This window comes from Streptomyces sp. NPDC002754 (assembly GCF_053592315.1).
Map to the genome: position 1 here is coordinate 259,288 of NZ_JBSFVM010000007.1, position 18,222 is coordinate 277,509.

Consider the following 18,222-nt stretch of genomic DNA (forward strand, 5'->3'; position numbering starts at 1 on the left):
CGAACCCCTGAACGGGGACGTTCAGAGCAACATTTGAGGTTTCACCCACCGCCCCCCCGGGCGGCGCGCCGAACGCCAAGGGGCCCAGGGGAACCGACCCGTCCTCTCACGGAGTGGGGTAGCCTTCCGAGTGGCCCCGGCCGTCCGTCATCCCCCGTGCGGACGGGCGGGGTCTTCTCCGTTCCCGGGGCTCAGAGGTGGGCGAGACCGGACAGGAAGTCGCCGGTCAGAGGTCCCTCGGACACGACGGTGTCGCTGGGCGGGATCTCCGTGAACCCGGCATCCCGTACGACGGGCAGCCCGCTCGTGGTCAGCGCCGGCCAGCGCTCCGGGTCGGCGGTCCGCACCGACAGCGGGAAGCCCGCCTCGTGCCACTCCTTGCGCTCCGCGTCGGACAGCTCCCACCAGGCGAGCTGGGCCCCGTGACCGGCCTGCGCCATGGTCTTGCCCGCGGTCATGCCGAGGTCGGGGTTGAGCCAGAGGACCGGGGCCGAGGAGGCGGGGGCGGGCGGCGCCTCCGGGTCGTCGAGGTCCGTGCCGGAGACCTGGAGGCGGGCCAGGTCCTTGGGCCAGCCGTCGAGGGGGACCGGAGGGAAGACGCGCACCTCGGCGGAGCCGGTGGTGACCGTGATCCCGTCGAGGGCCTCCGCGCGCCGCCACTCCGCGCCCCGCGCCCGCCGCACCACCTTGCGGATCCGGGCGTCCTGCCAGTCGTGCATCGCCTGCGCCCACGGGCCGTCGCCGACCGAGCGCTCGTCCGAGAGGATCACCAACACGGCGCGCGCGGCGGCTTCCAGGGCGTCCGTCCGCGTCGGCGGCGCGGCGCGTTCGATGCGGACGACGAGTGGCAGCACGAACTCGCGTGCGCTGGGCTCGGGGTGGGTGGGGGTGTCGGTACGGGCGGCGTCGCTGGTCACGGGTCCAGTCTGCCAGGCGGTCGGCCGCTCCCGACGTCACGGGGCTCCGCCCCGGACCCCGCTGGCTCTCGTCCGACGGCGGGGCTTGAAAGGCCTGCTCAATCGCCGCAGGGGCTGAAAGATCGGGGCTCCGCCCCGGACCCCGCTGCTCAAACGCCGCAGGGGCTTGAATGGCTCAGCCGCCGCCGGGGCTTGAATGGGTCAGTCGCCGCACGGGCTGGTGGGCCCCTGAGCGGCGGGGCCCGCGCGTGTGTGCGGGAGCATGGCCGTATGCACGTCACGCTCCGCGGTGCGGGTCGCCGCTATGGACTTGGTGGGCCCTGGGTGTTGCGCGGGGTCGACCTGGACGTGCCCGAAGGGGCCGTGTTCCGGGTGCGGGGGCCCAACGGCGCCGGGAAGTCCACGCTGTTGCGGCTGGCCGCCGGGATCGACGCGCCCACCGAGGGCCGGGTCATCGGCCGCCCGCGCACGGCCTACGTACCCGAACGCTTCCCGCCCGCCCTGCCGTTCACCGCCCGCGCCTACCTCACGCACATGGGCCGCATCCACGGCCTCTCCCGCCGGACGGCAGCACGGCGTGCGGGGGAGTGGCTGGAGCGGTTCGGCGCCGAGGAGTACACGGGCGCACCCCTCGCCGAGCTGTCCAAGGGCAGCAGCCAGAAGGTGGCGGTCGCCGCGGCCCTGCTCGCCGACCCGGAGCTGCTCGTCCTCGACGAGGCCTGGACCGGGCTCGACACCGCGGCCCGCGACACGCTCGACGGCGCCGTCGCCGAACGCGCCGCGGCCGGTGCCGCCGTGCTCTTCGTCGACCACGACCCGCGCCGCCTCGCCGCCACCGCCGACGCGACGTACGAGGTGGAGGCGTCAACTGTCCGAAGAAGTACGGGAGTCGGCGGTGCGACAGTTGTTGTCGACGCCGCAGGGACCGCCGGGCACGAGCCCGCCCTGCCGCACCCGTCCACCCACGTCCGCCTCGACCCCCGCACCGTACGGATCACCACGGACGCCGTGCACTCCGACGCCGTGCTGCGCACGCTGCTCACCGCCGACCCGCCCTGGCACATCGTCTCCGTCCGCACGCCCGAGCCCACGGAGAACAACGGATGACCGCGGCCCTGCTCACCTACCAGTCGGCCCTGCTGCTGCGCTCGCAGCGCTGGCTGGCGCCGGTCGTGCTCTACGCCGCGTTCGCCGCCGTGGGCGTCCAGGCGGGGCAGCCGGTGCTCGACTCCCTCGCGTACACGGCGGCGGCGCTGCTCCCCGTGGGGGCCTGGCTGGCCCGGATCTGTGTCACCAACGAGCCGCCTGCGGCCCGCAGTTGCACCGCGGCGGCGACGGCGCCGTGGCGCGCCCACCTGGCGAGCCTGGCCGCCGCGTTCCTCGCCACGGTGGCCGTCGGTGTCGTGGCGACCGTGGTCGTGGCGCTGATCAGCGACGGGGTCAGCACCGATCGCCTGGTGCGCGTGGCCAGGTGGCCGGCCGCCGGGGCCGGGCTGCTCGCGGTGCTGGTGTGCGCCTCCGTCGGCGTCGCCGTCGGGGCCGTCACCACGTGGCCCGTGGTGCGCGGCACCGGTCTCGGCGTGGCCGGCCTCGTGCTGTGCGCGCTCGTCGCGCTGATCGCCCCCGGGTCTCCGGCGAAGTCGGTGGTGAGTGCGCTGGTGACCGGGTCGCAGGACGGGGCGGTGCCGGTCCTGCTGCTGCCGCTCGTGGGGGCGGTGGCCCTGGCCGGGATCTGCGTGACGGCGGCCTGCGCCCTCGCGTCCCGCCGCTGAACCGTCTGCCGTGTCTGCTGTGTCTGCCCGTCACCCGGAGCAGGCAGTGCGCTGCGCTTCCTGCCACTCGCAGACCGGGCACAGCGTGATGCCCTTCGTCGACTCCGGGTACTCGGTCGGCTCCCGGCACAGCACGCACTCGGCGAACGGCTCGTCCGCCGTCGCGGCGGGTGCCGGGCGCTCCTCGGGGGTGCCGTCGCAGTAATCAGCCATGCCACCAGCGTACGTACACGGGCGTACGGCCGAGCAGGGCCGAGCACGCTCACGTCCCGCGCGCCGCCCCCACCAGCTCCGACACCCGCACGAAGCGGTACCCCTTCGCCCGCAGCCTCGGCACCACCGACCGCACCACCCGCTCCGTCGTCGGCGCCGCGCTGCGCGTGCAGTGCATGACGACGACCGAACCGGGCCGCACCCCGTCGAGCACCTGCCGGGTCACGGCGCCCGCGTCCGTGGCGAACGCGTCACCGCTCACCACGTCCCACTGCACCGCCGTCACCCCGGTCGGCGTCAGCGCCCGCAGCGCCGCCCGGTCGTAGCAGCCGCCGGGGAACCGGAAGTACGGCACGACGTGCTCGACCCCCGCCTTCCGGAACGCCCCGAACGCGCGGTCGACATCGGCGCGCATGCCCCGCGCCGACACCCTCGGCAGGCCGTAGCAGTCCCCGGTGAAGGCGTAATGGCTGTACGAGTGGTTGGCGACCTCGAACAGCCGGTCCCGGCCGATGTCCTTGGCCTGCGCGGGGTACTCGTCGGCCCAGCGGCCCGTCATGAAGACGGTGGCCGGGACCTTCAACTTCCTTAGGGCGCGTACCAGTTGAGGGTTGTCGAAGCGCTCGCCCGCCCGTGCCCGCGCCCCCTGGTCGGCCGTCATGTCGGCGTCGAAGGTGAGAGCGACGGTGCGCCCCTTCGTCGCCGTGCCGCGCTCGAAGACGGGGGTGGTGCCACCCGGACCGGGCGCGAGGGTGGGCTTGGGGGTGGCCCTCGGTTTCGGCGGGACCGACGCGGAGGTCTTCGGTGGGCCATTGGAGGGGGTGGGCTCGCCGCATCCGGCGAGGCCGAGAGCGAGCGCGCCCAGGGCGCAGGCCGCGGTGACGCGGCGTACATGTCTGATCACGCGCCGACGATATCGTCGGATTCTCTGCAAATCGTGCAAATCGGACCGATGGGGCGTGATCTCGTGCAGCGGGGTACTCGGCGCCCATGACGACACCAATGGCTTTCCCCGACCCCTCGACCTCGGTCGTCCCGTTCGTCGTCGGCCTGGTGATCGCGCTGGCCCTCATCTGGGCGGTCTGGATGGGCATCAGGTTCCGCCGCCGGGAGCCGGGTCCTCCCGACCCGGCCGACCAGCCGAAACTCCCGCGTACGGGCCCGGTCCACGAGGTCCGCGAGATGCGGGAGCCCGACGAGATGCCGCACACGGACGACGGCGGCTCGCGCCTGATGCCGCACGAGCTGCACAACGCGGACAGCAAGCGCAGCGAGGACCAGCGGCCGCGCCGCTGGAGCCGGGGCAACAGTGGCGCGTTCGGCAGCGGCGGCCCCGGACGCACGTGACGCCGCTTGCGGTGTCCCCAGCACCCGCCCGCAAACGCGCCGTCCTGCGACATGGGGCAGGACGGGCTACAACGGAGCGGGAGGGGCGCGAGGGGCTACAACGGAAGGGAAGGGAGTGACTCGCCATGCCGAGCGGATCGAATGCCAAGCGCGAGCGCCAGTACGAGAAGATCAAACAGAGTGCCCAGGACCGGGGCGAGAGCACGTCGCGGGCCAAGGAGATCGCCGCCCGCACGGTGAACAAGGAGCGGGCGAGGAGCGGCGAGTCGAAGCAGGCGAGCCGCACGTCGACGCAGGACATCTCCTCGGGCAGGCGTGGCGGGCTGCGCTCCCACCAGGGCTCGGGCGGTCCGACAAAGGACCAGCTCTACGCGGAGGCCAGGGACCGGGGCGTCAAGGGTCGCTCGCAGATGAACAAGTCCCAGCTCAGCAAGGCATTGGGGCGCTGATCGCCTCATGAGCAGGGAACAGGGCGCCGTCCCTCGGGATCTCCCCGACCAGCAGGCGGACCCCGACGAGACCGAAGACGAGACCGAAACCACTGAGCCCGGCGGTGCCCCCGACGGCGGCGACGACGAACGAGCCGGGTCCGAGGACGCGCCGGAGACCGGCCCCGACGTCACCGTCCCCGACTCGGACGTGGCGGGCACCGGTCGCACCGGCGCACCCCACGCCCCGGGCGTCCACCCGGACCAGCCCGTCCCGGACGAGCCCGCCGACTAGCAGCCCGCACAGCGGCCCATGGCGGCCTACCGCCCCCGCAGCGCCTCCGCCACCCGGTCGAAGAGCGCCGCGTGGGCGTGGGCGCTGGCGGGGACCTCCGGGTTCCACGGCAGCACCGCCGCCCGTTCGGCGACGGACGCCCAGTGCGGGTCTGCCGCGTAGAGTTCGTGCGGCGCGGCGTTGGCGCGGGCGTCCGACAGGACGACGTCCGGCGCGAGTTCGGCGACGTCCCGCCACGTCCCCGTGTACCAGTTGGCGCCGGGGCCCTCGGGCGGCGCCACCATGTCCACGCCGAGCCCGCCGAGCGCGCTCAGGTCGGGCCATTTGGTGGGCCGGGCCAGGTGTACCGCGTCCGCCCCGGCGGCCGAGAGTGCCAGCACCCTGACCCGCCGCTCCCCACGGGCCGCGATGCCCAACTGCCGCTCGGCGCGGGCGAGTTCATCCTGCGACCGCGCCGGCTCGGACGTCCCGAGCGAGCGTCCGAGCTCCGCGAAGCGCTCCCGCACCCCGCCCAGCGTGCGGCCCTGCCCCACGTCGATCACGACGACGGGGACGTGCTCCTCCAGATGCTTCGCCGTATGGGGTTCGATGCCGTACACCTGCCCGCCGCCGTACGTGAGCGCCACGACCAGGTCGGGGCGCGCCGCGAGCACGTCGTCCAGGCCGAGACCCGCCCCGGCGCCCAGATACGCGAGGCGGTCCAGCGGCAGCCTGCCGGACTTGGCGTGGTCGGGCTCGTCGCCGTCGTGGAACGAGCCGAAGATCCCCACCGGGCGTATACCCAGATCCCACAGGCTCGCCCCGGCCTGTATATAGGCGACGACGCGCTGCGGCGTCTCGCTCGCGGACGTGAGGTGTCCGCGGTCGTCGGTGAACTCCCAGGCTGTGGTTGACCGTTCTTCCATGGAGGGACCTTGCCCAGGGCACTCGCACGGCACGCAGTGCACCACCCGCGAAAACCGGCCATGCGATCGGCCGTTCCCTCGAACGAGGGAACGGCCGATCAGTGAAACACGCCCTAATGCCAAGGTCCCGTCACCGCGAACGTCGTCCCCGGCGTATAGCAGTTCACGAACATGGTGTCGCCGTTCGGCGAGAACGTGACCCCGGCGAACTCGCCCCACTCGGGCTTGTCGGCCGTGCCGATGTTCTGCCGGCCGCGCGCCATGGCGTACACCTCGCCCTTGCGCGTCACGCCGAACACATGCTGCGCGCCCTCGCCGTCCTCGCACACCATCAGGCCCCCGCTGGGCGCGAGGCAGATGTTGTCGGGCTCCTCGCCCGGCAGTTGGACGTCCGTGTCGGGGCCGAACACGATGACGAGCGTCAGGCGGCGCGACGACGGGTCGTAGCGCCAGATCTGCCCGTAGTGGTCGGCGGCCGAGCCCTCGCGGCTGCGTGCGTACGACGAGACGAAGTAGACGCTCGACCCGCCCCAGTAGCAGCCCTCCAGCTTCTGCGCGTGGGTGATGCCCTTCGGGCCGAAGTCCTGGTTGCGGATGGGTGTTTGGGCGGCCAGCGGGTCCGGTACGTCGACCCACTCGACGCCGCTGAACGTCGCCCCCGTCTCCTGGACGGCCGACAGGTCCGGCACGCCGGGCACCCGCATCGCCTGCAGCTTGCCGCCCGCGCGCAGCGAACCGAGGCCGCCCTTCGTGTTCTTGGGCAGGAAGCGGTAGAAGAGGCCGAAGGGCTTGTCGAAGGCGTCCTCGGTCTCGTAGACGACGCCGCGCTTCGGATCGACGGCGATCGCCTCGTGCTGGAAGCGGCCCATCGCGGTGAGCGGCACGGCGCCCGAGCGGTGCGGGTCGACCGGGTCGACCTCGAAGATGAAGCCGTGGTCCTTGGTGTAGCCGTTCGTACCGGCCTTGTCCTCGGTCTCCTCGCAGGTGAGCCAGGTGCCCCAAGGCGTGTGCCCGCCCGCGCAGTTGACCGCCGTACCGGCGATGCCGACGCGCTCGGACACGACGTTGTTCTTCCGGTCCACGGCGAGCACGGTACAGCCGCCCTTGCCCATCGGGTCGTACGTCAGACCCTCGACGGTCGGCACGGCGATCTTCCCGGTGACCCGGTTCTCGTGGTTGCGTACGAGGTGTACGCGGCCCTGTCTGCCGGCGAAGGCGGCCATCCCGTCGTGGTTGGAGGGCACCTTGCCCTCGCCGGAGCGGAGTTGTTCCCCCTCCCGCGAGAGGACCTTGTAGCGGAATCCCTTCGGGAGGTCGAGCAGCCCGGCCGGGTCGGGCACCAACGGGCCGTATCCGGCGCGTCCTTGGGCGGCGGCCGAGCCGGCGAACAGCTCGGAGAGGTTCCCCGCGAAGGCGATGCCCACTCCCAGGGCGCCGGAGCGGGCGAGGACTTGGCGGCGGGTCGCGGACTGTCGTGCGTCAGCGGTGCGTGACATGGGTGCAACCTCCTGCTGGCGGACAGGAACTGTGACCCGGCTGTGTTTATCACGTGCCTTTGGCCGCGGGAACCACGCGCGTAGCGCAGGCGATTCGTGCACCGACCACGTAACGCTGCACCCGTGTTTCGAGGCCTCTGGTGCGAAGCCGCCTACTCGTGCACGAGCCCCTTCGCGTCGCGCGCGAGCGCGGTCAGCCGGGAGATCGCCCGGAAGTACTTCTTCTTGTAGCCGCCGTTCAGCATCTCCTCGCTGAACAGCCGATCGAACGGGAGCCCCGACGTGAGTACGGGCATCTCCCGGTCGTAGAGCCGGTCCGCCAGGACGACGAGCCGCAGCGCCGTCGACTGGTCGGGTACGGCCGCCACATCGGTGAGGCAGACGGCCTTCAGGTCGTCCGTCAGCGCCCCGTACCGGCTCGGGTGCACGCGCGCGAGGTGCTCGAGCAGGTGCGGGAAGTCGTCGAGCGAGGCGCCCTCGGTGGCGTACGCCGCCTTGGTGACCTGCTCGTCGGTGAACGGCGCGGGGGCCTCGGGAAGGCCGCGGTGCCGGTAGTCCTCACCGTCGATGCGCAACGGCCTGAAGTGCGCCGACAGGCCCTGGATCTCGCGCAGGAAGTCGACGGCGGCGAACCGGCCCTCACCGAGCTTGCCCGGCAGCGTGTTCGACGTCGCGGCGAGCGCGACACCTGCCTCGACCAGCTTCCTGAGGAGGGACGACACGAGCACCGTGTCCCCGGGATCGTCCAGCTCGAACTCGTCGATGCACAGCAGTCGGTGCCCGCCGAGCGTCTTGACGGTCTGCTGGAAGCCGAGCGCGCCCACCAGGTTCGTCAGCTCGACGAACGTGCCGAACGCCTTGAACTCGGGCTCGGCGGGGGTCGCGTGCCACAGGGAGGCGAGGAGGTGGGTCTTGCCGACGCCGTACCCGCCGTCGAGGTAGACGCCGCGCGGCCCTGTCGGGGCGGCGGGCTTCTTACCGAAGCCGAGGAAACCGCGCTTCTTGCCGGCGCCGGACGCGTGCGCCCCGCCGAGACCGGCCGCGAACGCGCTCAGGACCTGGACGGCCTCGGTCTGGCTGGGCTGCTTCGGGTCCGGTATGTACGTGTCGAAGCGTACGGAGTCGAAACGGGGCGGCGGCACCATCTCGGCGACCAGGCGCTCCGCGGGGACGCGCGGCTCGCGGGCGCACAGGGACAGCGGCGACGGGTCGGGTATGGGGCTGATGCCCATCTGGCTGGACTCCCGGGAGTCGGCGGCTTCGAGGGATGACGACACGGTTACCCAGCTTAGTCGCCGTGCCACACTGCACGACATGCGACGCCTGTTCCCTGTGACGTACGAAACAGCAGATGGCAAGGGGTACGAGGGGAGGGAGGCGAGCCCGGAGGGGCATGAGTGGAGCCTCGACGAGCTCGCCGACGCCTACGCGTATCCGCCCGAAGCCGGGCACGCGCCGTGGCTGCGGGCCAACATGGTCTCCACGCTGGACGGCGCGGCCCAGCACGACGGCCGCTCCAAGCCCATCTCCAACGCCACCGACATGCGGGTCTTCGGCATGCTGCGCGGGCTCGCCGACGTCGTCGTGGTCGGCGCGGAGACGGTCCGCCTGGAGGGCTACCGCCCCGCACGCGCCCGTGACGCGTTCGCCGCGCGGAGGAAGGCGGCCGGTCAGGGCCCCGCCCCGCAGATCGCCGTGATCAGCGCGAGCCTCGACCTCGACTTCGACCTGCCCCTGTTCACCGAACCGCTGATGCCGACGCTGCTGCTCACCGGCGCGGGCGCCGCGGCCGACCGGATCGAGGCGGCACGCGCGGCCGGCGTCGAGGTGCTGACCGCCGGCGAGGGCGCCGCGGTCGAACCGGACCGCGCGGTGGCGGCGCTCGGCGAGCGGGGGCTCAACCGGCTGCTCACCGAGGGCGGGCCGAGGATGCTCGGTCAGTTCGTGGCGGGCGGGGTACTCGACGAGCTGTGCCTGACGGTGTCCCCGATGCTCACCGCGGGCGACGCCCAGCGGATCGCGGGAGGCTCGACCCTGGCCGTTCCGGAGCGGTTCGAACTGACGTCCCTACTGGAGGAGGAGGGATTCCTCTTCAGCCGCTACGCCCGGCCGCGGGGCGCACAGTAGCCGCCGGCGCCGAAAGCACGGCGACATTCGGCGGAATGAGTCGTTCCGTTTAGCGTTGGCTGGGCACACTAAATCTCGCAGTCCCCGTGCGAATGCGGGGCAGGATGGTTTCCGCAGGTCCGCTGGTCCACCCGGAGGGTCGACGACAGTCGGCCCACGGTAGGAGAAGAAGGGCGCCCGTCGTGTTCACGAGCGTATTGATGATCGAGAAGGCTCTGACCTCCGCCGACGTGGAGTTCGTCACCACGTTGCACGGAGAGGAGGAAGTCTCCTTCCACGTGCTGCTCCAGCCCCGCGGGGACCAGGCCGACCGCCTGCTGCGGGCCATCGACGACGTCGCGATGGGGGAGTTCGACGACGCGGGCAGGGAGAGCCAGGTACCCGAGGGCGACGAGGCCAAGGCCCCGGCGGAGAAGGCCCTCGCCGTCTCCCTCGCCGCGCTGCATCAGGCGGACAGCGAGGCGGTGGGCCGGCTCATCGAGGACCACCCGTTGGACGCCCTCAAGGCCCTCGTCGACGAGGTGAAGGCGGACGAGGTCATCGTGCTGACCGACCCGCACTACGTAGAGGAGTTCTTCCACCGGGACTGGGCCTCCCGCGCCCGCCACCAGGTCGGCGTACCGGTCCTGAAACTGTTCTCGCACAGCAAGGCCTGACCGGAGTCCTGACCGGAGCCCTGAACGGGGAGAGGTGCGGGCGGGCACGGGCACAGGCAATAGGCTGGGGCCCGTGCCGTGGTCGTCGTGACCACGGGCCAGGACATCCGAGAACCCCAGGGGAGACCACGCATGGCACCCGGCCTGCCGCATTCCGTCGCCGACATGGACCGACCGCACTTCATCGGCATCGGCGGCGCCGGCATGTCGGGCATCGCCAAGATCCTCGCCCAGCGCGGCGCGCGGGTGGCGGGCAGCGACGCCCGTGAGTCCGCGACGGCGCAGGCGCTGCGCGAGCTCGGCGTGACGGTGCACATCGGCCACGACGCCGGACACCTCGCCCCGGACGCCACCTGCGTGGTCGTCTCCTCGGCCATCCGCGAGGACAACCCGGAGCTGGCCCGCGCGGCCGAACTGGGCATCCCGACGGTCCACCGCTCGGACGCCCTCGCCTCCCTGATGGATGGCCTGCGCCCGATCGCCGTGGCCGGCACGCACGGCAAGACGACCACGACGTCGATGCTCGCGGTGTCCCTGAAGTCCCTCGGCCTGAACCCGTCCTACGCCATCGGCGGCGACCTGGACGTCCCCGGCTCCAACGCCGATCACGGCGAGGGCGAGATCTTCGTCGCCGAGGCCGACGAATCGGACCGCAGCTTCCACAAGTACGCGCCGGAAGTCGCGATCATCCTCAACGTCGAACTCGACCACCACGCGAACTACGCGTCCATGGACGAGATCTACGAGTCCTTCGAGACGTTCACGCGGCGGATCACCCCCGGCGGCACCCTCGTCATCGCCGCGGACCAGTCGGGCGCGGCCGAGCTGACCCGCAGGGTCCGGGACACGATGTCCCTCAAGGTCGTCACGTACGGCGAGTCCGAGGGCGCGGACATCCGCATCCACAAGATCACCCCGCGCGGCCTGGCCAGCGAGGTGACCGTCCTCATGGACGGCAAGCTGCTGACCTTCACGGTCTCCGTCCCCGGCCGCCACTACGCGCAGAACGCGGTGGCGGCGCTCGCCGCGGGCGTCGCGATGGGCATCCCGGCCCGGAACCTGGCCTCGGCGCTCAAGTCGTACACGGGCGTCAAGCGCCGCCTCCAGCTCAAGGGCGAGGTGAACGGCGTGCAGGTCATCGACTCCTACGCCCACCACCCCACGGAGATGACGGCCGACCTGGAGGCCATGCGCGCGGCGGCAGGCGACGCCCGCATCCTCACCCTCTTCCAGCCCCACCTCTTCTCCCGCACCCAGGAACTGGGCAAGGAGATGGGCGCCGCCCTCGCCCTCACGGACGCCTCGGTCGTCCTCGACATCTACCCGGCCCGCGAGGACCCGATCCCCGGCATCACCAGCGCCCTCATCGTCGCCGCCGCACGCGAGGCGGGCGCCGACGTACAGGAGGCCGCCGACAAGGACGCGGCGGTCGCGGCGATCGCGGGAATGGCCAAGCCCGGCGATCTCGTTATCACCATGGGCGCGGGCGACGTCACGGAACTCGGACCGCGCATCCTTGACCAGCTGCAGGGCCTCTGAAGGGACGAGCACATGTCGTACGACGTCGAGAAGCCGGACGAGCAGTGGCGCACGGAGCTGACTCCGGCGGAGTACGCGGTGCTGCGCCAGGCCGGCACGGAGCCCGCGTTCCGCGGTGAGTACACCGACACGAAGACGAAGGGCGTCTACGGCTGCCGGGCCTGCGGCGCCGAGCTCTTCACATCCACCGAGAAGTTCGAGTCGCACTGCGGCTGGCCGTCCTTCTACGACCCGAAGAACACCGACGCCGTGGAGATCGTCGAGGACCGCTCCCACGGCATGGTCCGCACCGAGGTGCGCTGCGCGCGCTGCGGCTCGCACCTCGGCCACGTCTTCGAGGGCGAGGGGTACGCGACGCCCACGGATCAGCGGTACTGCATCAACTCCATCTCGCTGACGCTGGAGCCGGACGGGGAGTGATCCCGGAGCGGGCGATCTCGTCCCACAGCCGTATGGTGCGTGGACGCCCCGACGACGGATAGTCGGAGATCCGTCGAGCGCACAACGCGCCGCGGGTCAGGGGGAGTTGCCCATGCCCGACATTCTCGTACTCGGAGCCGGTCTGAACGGCCTGACGACCGCGCTGCTGCTCGCCCGCGACGGGCACCGCGTCACGGTCCTCGAGCGGGACCCGGCGGAGCCCGGCGCGGGCGGGGCCGAGGAGCTGTGGCGGGACTGGCGGCGGCCGGGGGTCAACCAGTTCAGGCTCGTCCACCTGATGCTGCCGCGCTGGCGGGCCGAGATGGACCGGGAACTGCCCGAGGTCATCGCCGAGCTGGAAGCGCTCGGTGGGCTGCGGGTGAACCTCGTCCGGGAGCTGCCGGACGCGCTGACCGGCGGCGTGCGCGAGGGGGACGAGCGGTTCGAAACGGTGACCGGGCGGCGCCCCGTCGTGGAGGCCGCCCTGGCCGCGGTGGCCGCCCGCACCCCCGGCGTCACCGTTCACCGGGACGTCACGGTCACCGGCCTGGTGGTCGCGGAGGCATCGGCTCCCGGTGTGCCGCACGTCGGCGGCGTCACCGTCGAGGGCGGGCGGACGTTCCTCGCCGAGCTCGTCGTCGACGCGGGCGGGCGGCGCTCGACGGTGGCGGACATGGTCGCCGCCGCGGGCGGACGGCGGCCCGTCGAGGAGCGCGAGGACTCCGGATTCGTCTACTACACGCGGCACTTCAGCTCGCGCGGCACAGGCGGTGGTGTGCCCGCGTCCCAGGACGTGCTGCTCCAGAACTTCGACAGCCTGTCCGTCCTCACCCTCGCCTGCGACAACGACACTTGGGGCGTGGGACTGATCGTGTCCTCCCGTGACCGGCGGCTGCGTGCGCTGCGCGAGGCGGGGGCCTGGGGCAGGGCCCTGGCCTCGTACCCCACCGCCGCGCACTGGGGCGAGGCCGAGCCGATCACCCCGGTGCAGGCGATCGCGGGCATCGAGGACCGGCACCGCCGTTACGTCGTCGACGGCGCCCCCACGGTGACCGGTCTGGTCGCCGTGGGGGACTCCTGGGCCTGCACGAACCCCTCGCTCGGGCGCGGCTCGTCGATCGGGGTCCTGCACGCGTGCGCGCTGCGCGACCTGCTGCGCGAGACCGACCCGGCGAAGCCGGACGAGTTCGTGCTGCGCTTCGACGAGGCCACCGAGACGGGCGCGGCCGGCGGCTTGTTCCGCGCCACGCTCGCCTTCGACCGGCACCGGCTCGCCGAGCTGAGCGCCGATATGAACGGCGTCCGTTACGAGACCGACGACCCCGGCTGGGCCTTCACCAAGGCACTGCAGGCCGCCGCCCTGCGGGACCCGGACGCGCTGCGGGCGAGGTCCTTGATCGGGTCCCTCCTGGAGACACCGGACACGGCTCTCGCCCGCCCCGGCGTCATGGACAAGGTCATCGAACTCGGCGCCGACGCCCCGCAGTACCCCGCGCCCGGTCCCGACCGGGCCGGGCTGCTCGCCGCCATCGGCGAGGGGGCGTAGCCGACAGGTCCTAGCGGGTCGCCGTCGGCGCCGTCACCGGCCGGAAGCCCGGGTTGCTCACGCAGTCCGACATGCTCTCGGTGTTGGTCTCCTTGTTGATCGGGCACGCGCCGATGACGAAGCGCGAGGAGACCCCGCCGGGGAAGGCGACCTCGACCTGGTCGGCGTACTTGTGCGTGTCGCCGATCGTCTCGTTGACGTCGATGCCGTTCGGGGCGTCGATGTAGTAGTTGTACGCGCCGCCCTTCATCCACTTGGTCCACTTCTTAAAGAGGTCGTGGTCACGCGTGGTGGAGACGAACGGCGACGGCTGGTTCTTGAGGACGTACTGCTCCAGGTCGTACTGGCCGTACTTGACGTCCTTCGGGGCGAAGCCCTCCTTGAAGATGACCGCAGGGGCGCGCCCGTCCGCCCGGTACAGCGTCTGGCAGTCGTTCCGGTACTCGGGCTCCGGCGAGATCTTCTCGAGGGGGACGCGGTCGATGGCGGCGTACAGGCGGTCCGGGACCACGGGGCAGGAGGCCGCGGCCTTCGCCGCGCCGGGGGCCGACTTCGCGGTGTCGGCATCCGGGGCACTGGCGGTGGCCGACGGCGCGGAGGCGAGCGCCAGCACGGACACCGCGGCGGCGGGCAGGGTGGCGAGGCGGCGCGCGGTGCGGGAGAACTTGTTGATCATCATGAGCAGAACCTTCGGGGGCCACGGCCAGGATCCCCGCCAATCACCGGATCGTGGGCGTGTGCGGCTGCGTGGGCACCCGTAGCTTCTACGTGCGCACCCGTAGTTCCTTGATTCCGTTGATGAAGTTCGAGACGAGCCTGCGGGGCGGCGCCGTGAGTGTCAGGTCCAGGAGCGTGCGGGCCACCTCTTCGTACAGCGCCTGTAGTTGGAGGCGGGCGAAGTGGGCGCCCAGGCAGACGTGCGGACCGTCTCCGAAGGAGACGTGGGGGTTGGGGGTGCGGGCCAGGTCCAGGGTGAACGGCTCGGGGAAGACGCGTTCGTCGTGGTTGGCGGAGGCGTGGAAGACGACCACCTTGTCGCCCCGCCTGATGGTGGTGCCCGCCAGGGTCGTGTCCTCGGCCGCCGTGCGGCGGAAGGTCAGGACCGGCGGGTGGCGGCGCAGGAGTTCGTCGAGCGCGAGCGCCGAGTCGGCCTTTCCCGTGCGGAGTTGCTCGTACGCGGACGGGGTCTCGGCGAGGAGCGCCAGGCCGCCGGGGGCCGCACTGCGGACCGTGTCGTTGCCCGCGACGGTGAGGAGGAAGAAGAACATCTGCCGCTCGGACGGGGTGAGTTCGGGGTCCGCCGCGAGCGTCGTCATGATGTCGTCGGCCGGGTGGGCGCGCTTGTGGGCCGTCAGCTCGTCGGCGTACGCGAACATGTCGGCCAGCGCGGAGGGGGAGCGCGGGTTCACCGGTGGGCCGGTGGTGGCCGCGGGGGACGTCTCGTCCGGGTCCTGGTAGCCGATGACGCGGCGCGTCCAGTGCAGGAGCAGCGCGCGGTCGGACTCCGGGACGCCCAGGAGGTCGGCGAGGTTCAGGAGGGCGTAGTCGTCGGTGACCGTGGCGACCAGGTCCACCGTGCCCGTGTCTGTGTCTATCTCTGTGTCCGTGCCCGCGTGCTCGGTGAGCGCCTTGTGCAGCAGGGTTCTTGCCCGGTTCCGTACCGACTCCTCGAACGCCGCCACACGGCGCGGCGTGAACGCCCGGCTCACCAGGCGGCGCAGCCTGCCGTGGGCCGGCGGGTCCTGGTTGAGCATCATGCCGCGGATGAACGGGAGGTCGGCCGGGTCCGGATCGCGGATCTGGGTCGCGCCCAGGTGCGAGGAGAACGCGGACGCGTCCTTGAGGACCCGGACCACGTCCGCGTGCCGGGTGACCGCCCAGAAGCCGGGGCCCTCCGGCCAGCCGAGGACCGCGGGCTCCGGTTGCCAGGCCACCGGGTGGTGGTCGCGCAGCGTCCGGTAGTGGTCGTGCGGGACGCCACGCGCGTACAGGCGCGGGTCGAAGACGTCGGGGACGGCAGGTGTCACGAGCCGTCCGCCCGCAGGAAGTCCTCCATGACGCGGATCAGCGCGAGCGGCGCCTCGTCCATCGCGTAGTGGCCGCACACGGGGAGGTCGACGAGCTCGCCGCGGGTGAACCAGGTCAGCCACGTCGAGCGCATCAGGGGCGCGGCCAGGGCCGGGTCGAGCTGCCCGGTGACCGCGAGCGCGGGGACCGTACAGGGCTCCAGGTCGGTGTGGAAGTCGTCGCCGGTCCACGAGTCGAGCCAGGCCCGGAACGCCTTCGCGTCGCTGCACGCGAGCGAGCGCCGCACCATGCGGTCCAGCCACGCGGCGGGGCGTACGCCACCTGTCGTGACGTCGATGATCGCGCGGCGGTTGGCAGGCGAGGCGTCGGCCGTCACGAACAGCTCCCACTGCTCGGGCGGCATGGGCAGCCCGGACGCCGGAACCGGGGAGACCCCCACGATGCGCCGCACCCGCCGCGGCGCGTTCGCCACCACGCGCTGCGCCACGCTGCCGCCCATGGAGTGCCCGATCAGCGAGAACCGCTCCCAGCCGAGCCGGTCCGCGAGGTCGAGCACGTCCGCGGCGGCCTCGGTCGTCGTGTACGCGCCCGGCGTCTGTTTCGCCTCCCCGTAGCCGCGCAGGTCCACGAGCGCGTACTGGAAGGTGGTGCGGTCGAGGTCGGGCACGATCGGCGCGTAGGCGGCGCGGTCCGCGAACCAGCCGTGCACCGCGATCACCTTGTGCGGGCCGTCACCGTGCAGTTCGTACGGCAGGACGAAGGACGAGGCCACGTCGACTCCCCAGGGTGTGGAACTTCAGGCGGTGCCGGACGCCTCCAAGGTGGCGCGAGGCCGGGCCCTGCCACAAGAGGGCGCACGCGCGCGTGGCCGCGTGCGCCGTGTCCCATCGGCGACAATGTACGGGTGACCTCCCCGGAAGCCCCTCCTGACCGCCCCGACCTGCGCGCCGATTGCGCGGACTGTTTCGGCCTGTGCTGCGTCGCCCTCCCCTTCGCGAAGTCGCAGGACTTCGCGCACGACAAGAACGCGGGCACGCCCTGCCGCAACCTTCAGGACGACTTCCGCTGCGGCATCCACACCAGGCTGCGCGACGAGGGGTACCCCGGCTGCACCGTCTTCGACTGCTTCGGCGCGGGCCAGAAGATCTCCCAGGTCACCTTCGAGGGCGTCAGCTGGCGCGAGCGGCCCGAGAGCGCCAGGGCCATGTACGAGGTCTTCCCCGTGATGCGTCAACTGCACGAGCTGCTCTGGTACTTGAGCGACGTACTGGAGCTGGACGCCGCCGGCCCCGTGCACGGCGAAGCCCGGCAGGCCCGCGAGGACATCGAGCGGCTGACCCGCGCGCGTAGCGACGAACTCGCCGCCGCCGACGTGCCGGCCGTCCGGGGCGAGGTGAACGCCCTTCTACTGAAGGCGAGCGAACTGGCGCGCGCCGACGTGCCGGGTGCCCTGGGACACAAGAAGAACCACCGCGGCGCCGACCTTGTCGGGGCCCGCTTCAAAAAGGCCGACCTACGGGGCGCCAATCTGCGCGGCGCCCTTCTTGTAGCCGCGGATCTGACGGGCGCCGACCTCCGCTGCGCCGACCTGATCGGCGCGGACCTGCGCGACGCCCGGCTCGCGGGCGCCGACCTCACCGGGGCGCTGTTCCTCACCCAGGCGCAGGTGAACGCGGCGCGCGGCGACGCCGCCACCCGCATCCCGGCGGGCCTGCGGCGCCCCGCGCACTGGACGTAGACCTACCTCAAAAGTCCAGGGACCTCAGGAGGCGCACACCGAAGGCAGCGCCCGCGCGAGGCCCTTGAAGTGCAGCGCGTCGAACCCGCGCGCGTGGGCGTCACGCAGCGCCACCGCCGTCAGCAGCGGCCCGCAGGCCGCAGAGGTACGCGTGGGGCCCACCTCCCGCAGCGCGTCAAGGAGCTGCGTCGTGATCCGGTCGAGCTGCGGCCGCACCTCCGTCGCCAGGTCGGGGCGCTCGGTCGGGCGCTGCTCGGGGTGGGCGTCCCAGCGGGCGTAGAGGCCGCGCTGCACCACCTTGTTGGCCTCGATCTGGTCCCGGAACACGGACTGCGCGAACTGCGGGTCGATGCCGAGATCGGCCGAGCGCTTCGCCACGTCGTCGAGGATCACCTTCTCGCGCGCCGGGTCGTCGATCGGCGCGTCAGTGCCGTACTTCGCCGCCGCGACCTTGTCCGCGAGGGCCAGCCGCTCCGTGGCGAGCGAGGTGATCGCGGCGAGGGCGTGCGGGTTCACGTGGGAGACGGTGGAGGACGTGGCGGCGGTGGCGGCGGGTGCGGCCGGCGCCGCGGAGGCCGGGAGGGCCGCCCCGCCGAGGGCGAGCGCGGTGGCGGCGCCCAGGGTGATCAGGCGGCGGGCGGCGGTTGACGTGGTCCGGATGCGCAAGACGGGTCCTTCGCTTCGTACAGGCAACGGGTGCACGGCGTGCCCCTGTTGTGTATCAGGTTCACGCGATAGTGCGATCATGATCCGCTCCGTGGATGCCGGTTGACGGCCACGGGTAGGGCCGCGCTC

21 protein-coding genes are annotated in these 18,222 nt (G+C 72.3%); 11 read left to right on the forward strand and 10 right to left on the reverse strand.

What is annotated here, in order from left to right:
• Positions 1–191: 191 nt before the first annotated feature.
• Complete coding sequence (locus ACWD2L_RS18285; protein ID WP_351331598.1) at positions 192–917, reverse strand: peptidyl-tRNA hydrolase; 726 nt, start codon at positions 915–917, stop codon at positions 192–194.
• A 270-nt stretch (positions 918–1,187) separates the two neighbouring features.
• Between ACWD2L_RS18285 and ACWD2L_RS18290 the strand changes: the two genes are divergently transcribed.
• Both ACWD2L_RS18290 and ACWD2L_RS18295 read left to right on the forward strand, forming a co-directional pair.
• Positions 1,188–2,024 carry an ATP-binding cassette domain-containing protein gene (locus ACWD2L_RS18290; RefSeq protein WP_351331600.1) on the forward strand — a complete coding sequence of 279 codons (837 nt, stop codon included), beginning with the start codon at positions 1,188–1,190 and terminating at the stop codon, positions 2,022–2,024.
• Positions 2,021–2,689: an ABC transporter gene (locus ACWD2L_RS18295; RefSeq protein WP_351331602.1), complete on the forward strand. Its 669-nt coding sequence runs from the start codon at positions 2,021–2,023 to the stop codon at positions 2,687–2,689. The genes ACWD2L_RS18290 and ACWD2L_RS18295 overlap by 4 nt, the downstream gene beginning before the upstream one ends.
• Before the next feature lie 30 nt (positions 2,690–2,719).
• Here the strand turns inward: ACWD2L_RS18295 and ACWD2L_RS18300 are convergent, their stop codons facing one another.
• Positions 2,720–2,902, reverse strand: a complete 183-nt coding sequence (locus ACWD2L_RS18300; RefSeq protein WP_351331604.1) for a hypothetical protein — start codon at positions 2,900–2,902, stop codon at positions 2,720–2,722.
• A 49-nt stretch (positions 2,903–2,951) separates the two neighbouring features.
• Positions 2,952–3,806 carry a polysaccharide deacetylase family protein gene (locus ACWD2L_RS18305; protein ID WP_351331606.1) on the reverse strand — a complete coding sequence of 285 codons (855 nt, stop codon included), beginning with the start codon at positions 3,804–3,806 and terminating at the stop codon, positions 2,952–2,954.
• 86 nt (positions 3,807–3,892) lie between these two features.
• Here ACWD2L_RS18305 and ACWD2L_RS18310 point away from each other — a divergent pair, with 86 nt between their 5' ends.
• The 3 genes from ACWD2L_RS18310 (at position 3,893) to ACWD2L_RS18320 (ending at position 4,972) form a co-directional block, all read left to right on the forward strand.
• The gene (locus ACWD2L_RS18310; RefSeq protein ID WP_351331608.1) at positions 3,893–4,249 is read left to right on the forward strand and encodes a DUF6479 family protein; all 357 of its coding nucleotides are present in this window, start codon (positions 3,893–3,895) and stop codon (positions 4,247–4,249) included.
• A 125-nt stretch (positions 4,250–4,374) separates the two neighbouring features.
• Entirely contained in the window at positions 4,375–4,698 is a 324-nt protein-coding gene (locus tag ACWD2L_RS18315) for a plasmid stabilization protein (RefSeq protein ID WP_351331610.1), read from the forward strand.
• Between the two features lie 7 nt (positions 4,699–4,705).
• Positions 4,706–4,972, forward strand: coding sequence for a hypothetical protein (locus tag ACWD2L_RS18320; RefSeq protein ID WP_351331612.1), 267 nt, complete (start codon positions 4,706–4,708; stop codon positions 4,970–4,972).
• Positions 4,973–4,998: 26 nt separating this feature from the next.
• Here the strand turns inward: ACWD2L_RS18320 and ACWD2L_RS18325 are convergent, their stop codons facing one another.
• From ACWD2L_RS18325 to zapE, 3 genes are all read right to left on the reverse strand, one after another.
• On the reverse strand, positions 4,999–5,877 hold the full coding sequence (locus ACWD2L_RS18325; protein WP_351331613.1) for a substrate-binding domain-containing protein: 879 nt from the start codon (positions 5,875–5,877) through the stop codon (positions 4,999–5,001).
• Positions 5,878–5,990: 113 nt separating this feature from the next.
• Positions 5,991–7,373, reverse strand: coding sequence for a PhoX family protein (locus tag ACWD2L_RS18330; RefSeq protein ID WP_351331615.1), 1,383 nt, complete (start codon positions 7,371–7,373; stop codon positions 5,991–5,993).
• A gap of 152 nt (positions 7,374–7,525) precedes the next feature.
• The gene (zapE, locus tag ACWD2L_RS18335; protein ID WP_351331744.1) at positions 7,526–8,605 is read right to left on the reverse strand and encodes a cell division protein ZapE; all 1,080 of its coding nucleotides are present in this window, start codon (positions 8,603–8,605) and stop codon (positions 7,526–7,528) included.
• Positions 8,606–8,687: 82 nt separating this feature from the next.
• Here zapE and ACWD2L_RS18340 point away from each other — a divergent pair, with 82 nt between their 5' ends.
• The 5 genes from ACWD2L_RS18340 to ACWD2L_RS18360 all read left to right on the forward strand — a co-directional run bounded on the left by ACWD2L_RS18340 (position 8,688) and on the right by ACWD2L_RS18360 (position 13,661).
• On the forward strand, positions 8,688–9,500 hold the full coding sequence (locus ACWD2L_RS18340; protein WP_351331617.1) for a pyrimidine reductase family protein: 813 nt from the start codon (positions 8,688–8,690) through the stop codon (positions 9,498–9,500).
• 182 nt (positions 9,501–9,682) lie between these two features.
• Positions 9,683–10,156, forward strand: coding sequence for an indole-3-glycerol phosphate synthase (locus ACWD2L_RS18345; RefSeq protein ID WP_351331619.1), 474 nt, complete (start codon positions 9,683–9,685; stop codon positions 10,154–10,156).
• Between the two features lie 132 nt (positions 10,157–10,288).
• Positions 10,289–11,695: a UDP-N-acetylmuramate--L-alanine ligase gene (gene murC, locus ACWD2L_RS18350; RefSeq protein WP_351331620.1), complete on the forward strand. Its 1,407-nt coding sequence runs from the start codon at positions 10,289–10,291 to the stop codon at positions 11,693–11,695.
• A gap of 12 nt (positions 11,696–11,707) precedes the next feature.
• Positions 11,708–12,115, forward strand: a complete 408-nt coding sequence (msrB, locus tag ACWD2L_RS18355; protein ID WP_351331622.1) for a peptide-methionine (R)-S-oxide reductase MsrB — start codon at positions 11,708–11,710, stop codon at positions 12,113–12,115.
• A gap of 112 nt (positions 12,116–12,227) precedes the next feature.
• Positions 12,228–13,661 carry an FAD-dependent oxidoreductase gene (locus ACWD2L_RS18360; protein ID WP_351331624.1) on the forward strand — a complete coding sequence of 478 codons (1,434 nt, stop codon included), beginning with the start codon at positions 12,228–12,230 and terminating at the stop codon, positions 13,659–13,661.
• 10 nt (positions 13,662–13,671) lie between these two features.
• On the opposite strand, the gene ACWD2L_RS18365 is transcribed toward ACWD2L_RS18360, so the two are convergent.
• From ACWD2L_RS18365 to ACWD2L_RS18375, 3 genes are all read right to left on the reverse strand, one after another.
• Positions 13,672–14,337, reverse strand: a complete 666-nt coding sequence (locus tag ACWD2L_RS18365; RefSeq protein ID WP_351331746.1) for an ADP-ribosyltransferase — start codon at positions 14,335–14,337, stop codon at positions 13,672–13,674.
• An 88-nt stretch (positions 14,338–14,425) separates the two neighbouring features.
• Positions 14,426–15,688, reverse strand: a complete 1,263-nt coding sequence (locus ACWD2L_RS18370) for a cytochrome P450 (protein ID WP_351331626.1) — start codon at positions 15,686–15,688, stop codon at positions 14,426–14,428.
• Positions 15,685–16,461, reverse strand: a complete 777-nt coding sequence (locus tag ACWD2L_RS18375) for an alpha/beta fold hydrolase (RefSeq protein ID WP_351331628.1) — start codon at positions 16,459–16,461, stop codon at positions 15,685–15,687. The genes ACWD2L_RS18370 and ACWD2L_RS18375 overlap by 4 nt, the downstream gene beginning before the upstream one ends.
• 132 nt (positions 16,462–16,593) lie before the next feature.
• Here ACWD2L_RS18375 and ACWD2L_RS18380 point away from each other — a divergent pair, with 132 nt between their 5' ends.
• Positions 16,594–17,427: a pentapeptide repeat-containing protein gene (locus ACWD2L_RS18380; RefSeq protein WP_351331630.1), complete on the forward strand. Its 834-nt coding sequence runs from the start codon at positions 16,594–16,596 to the stop codon at positions 17,425–17,427.
• A gap of 24 nt (positions 17,428–17,451) precedes the next feature.
• Here the strand turns inward: ACWD2L_RS18380 and ACWD2L_RS18385 are convergent, their stop codons facing one another.
• Positions 17,452–18,093 carry a chorismate mutase gene (locus tag ACWD2L_RS18385; RefSeq protein WP_351331632.1) on the reverse strand — a complete coding sequence of 214 codons (642 nt, stop codon included), beginning with the start codon at positions 18,091–18,093 and terminating at the stop codon, positions 17,452–17,454.
• Positions 18,094–18,222 lie beyond the last annotated feature (129 nt).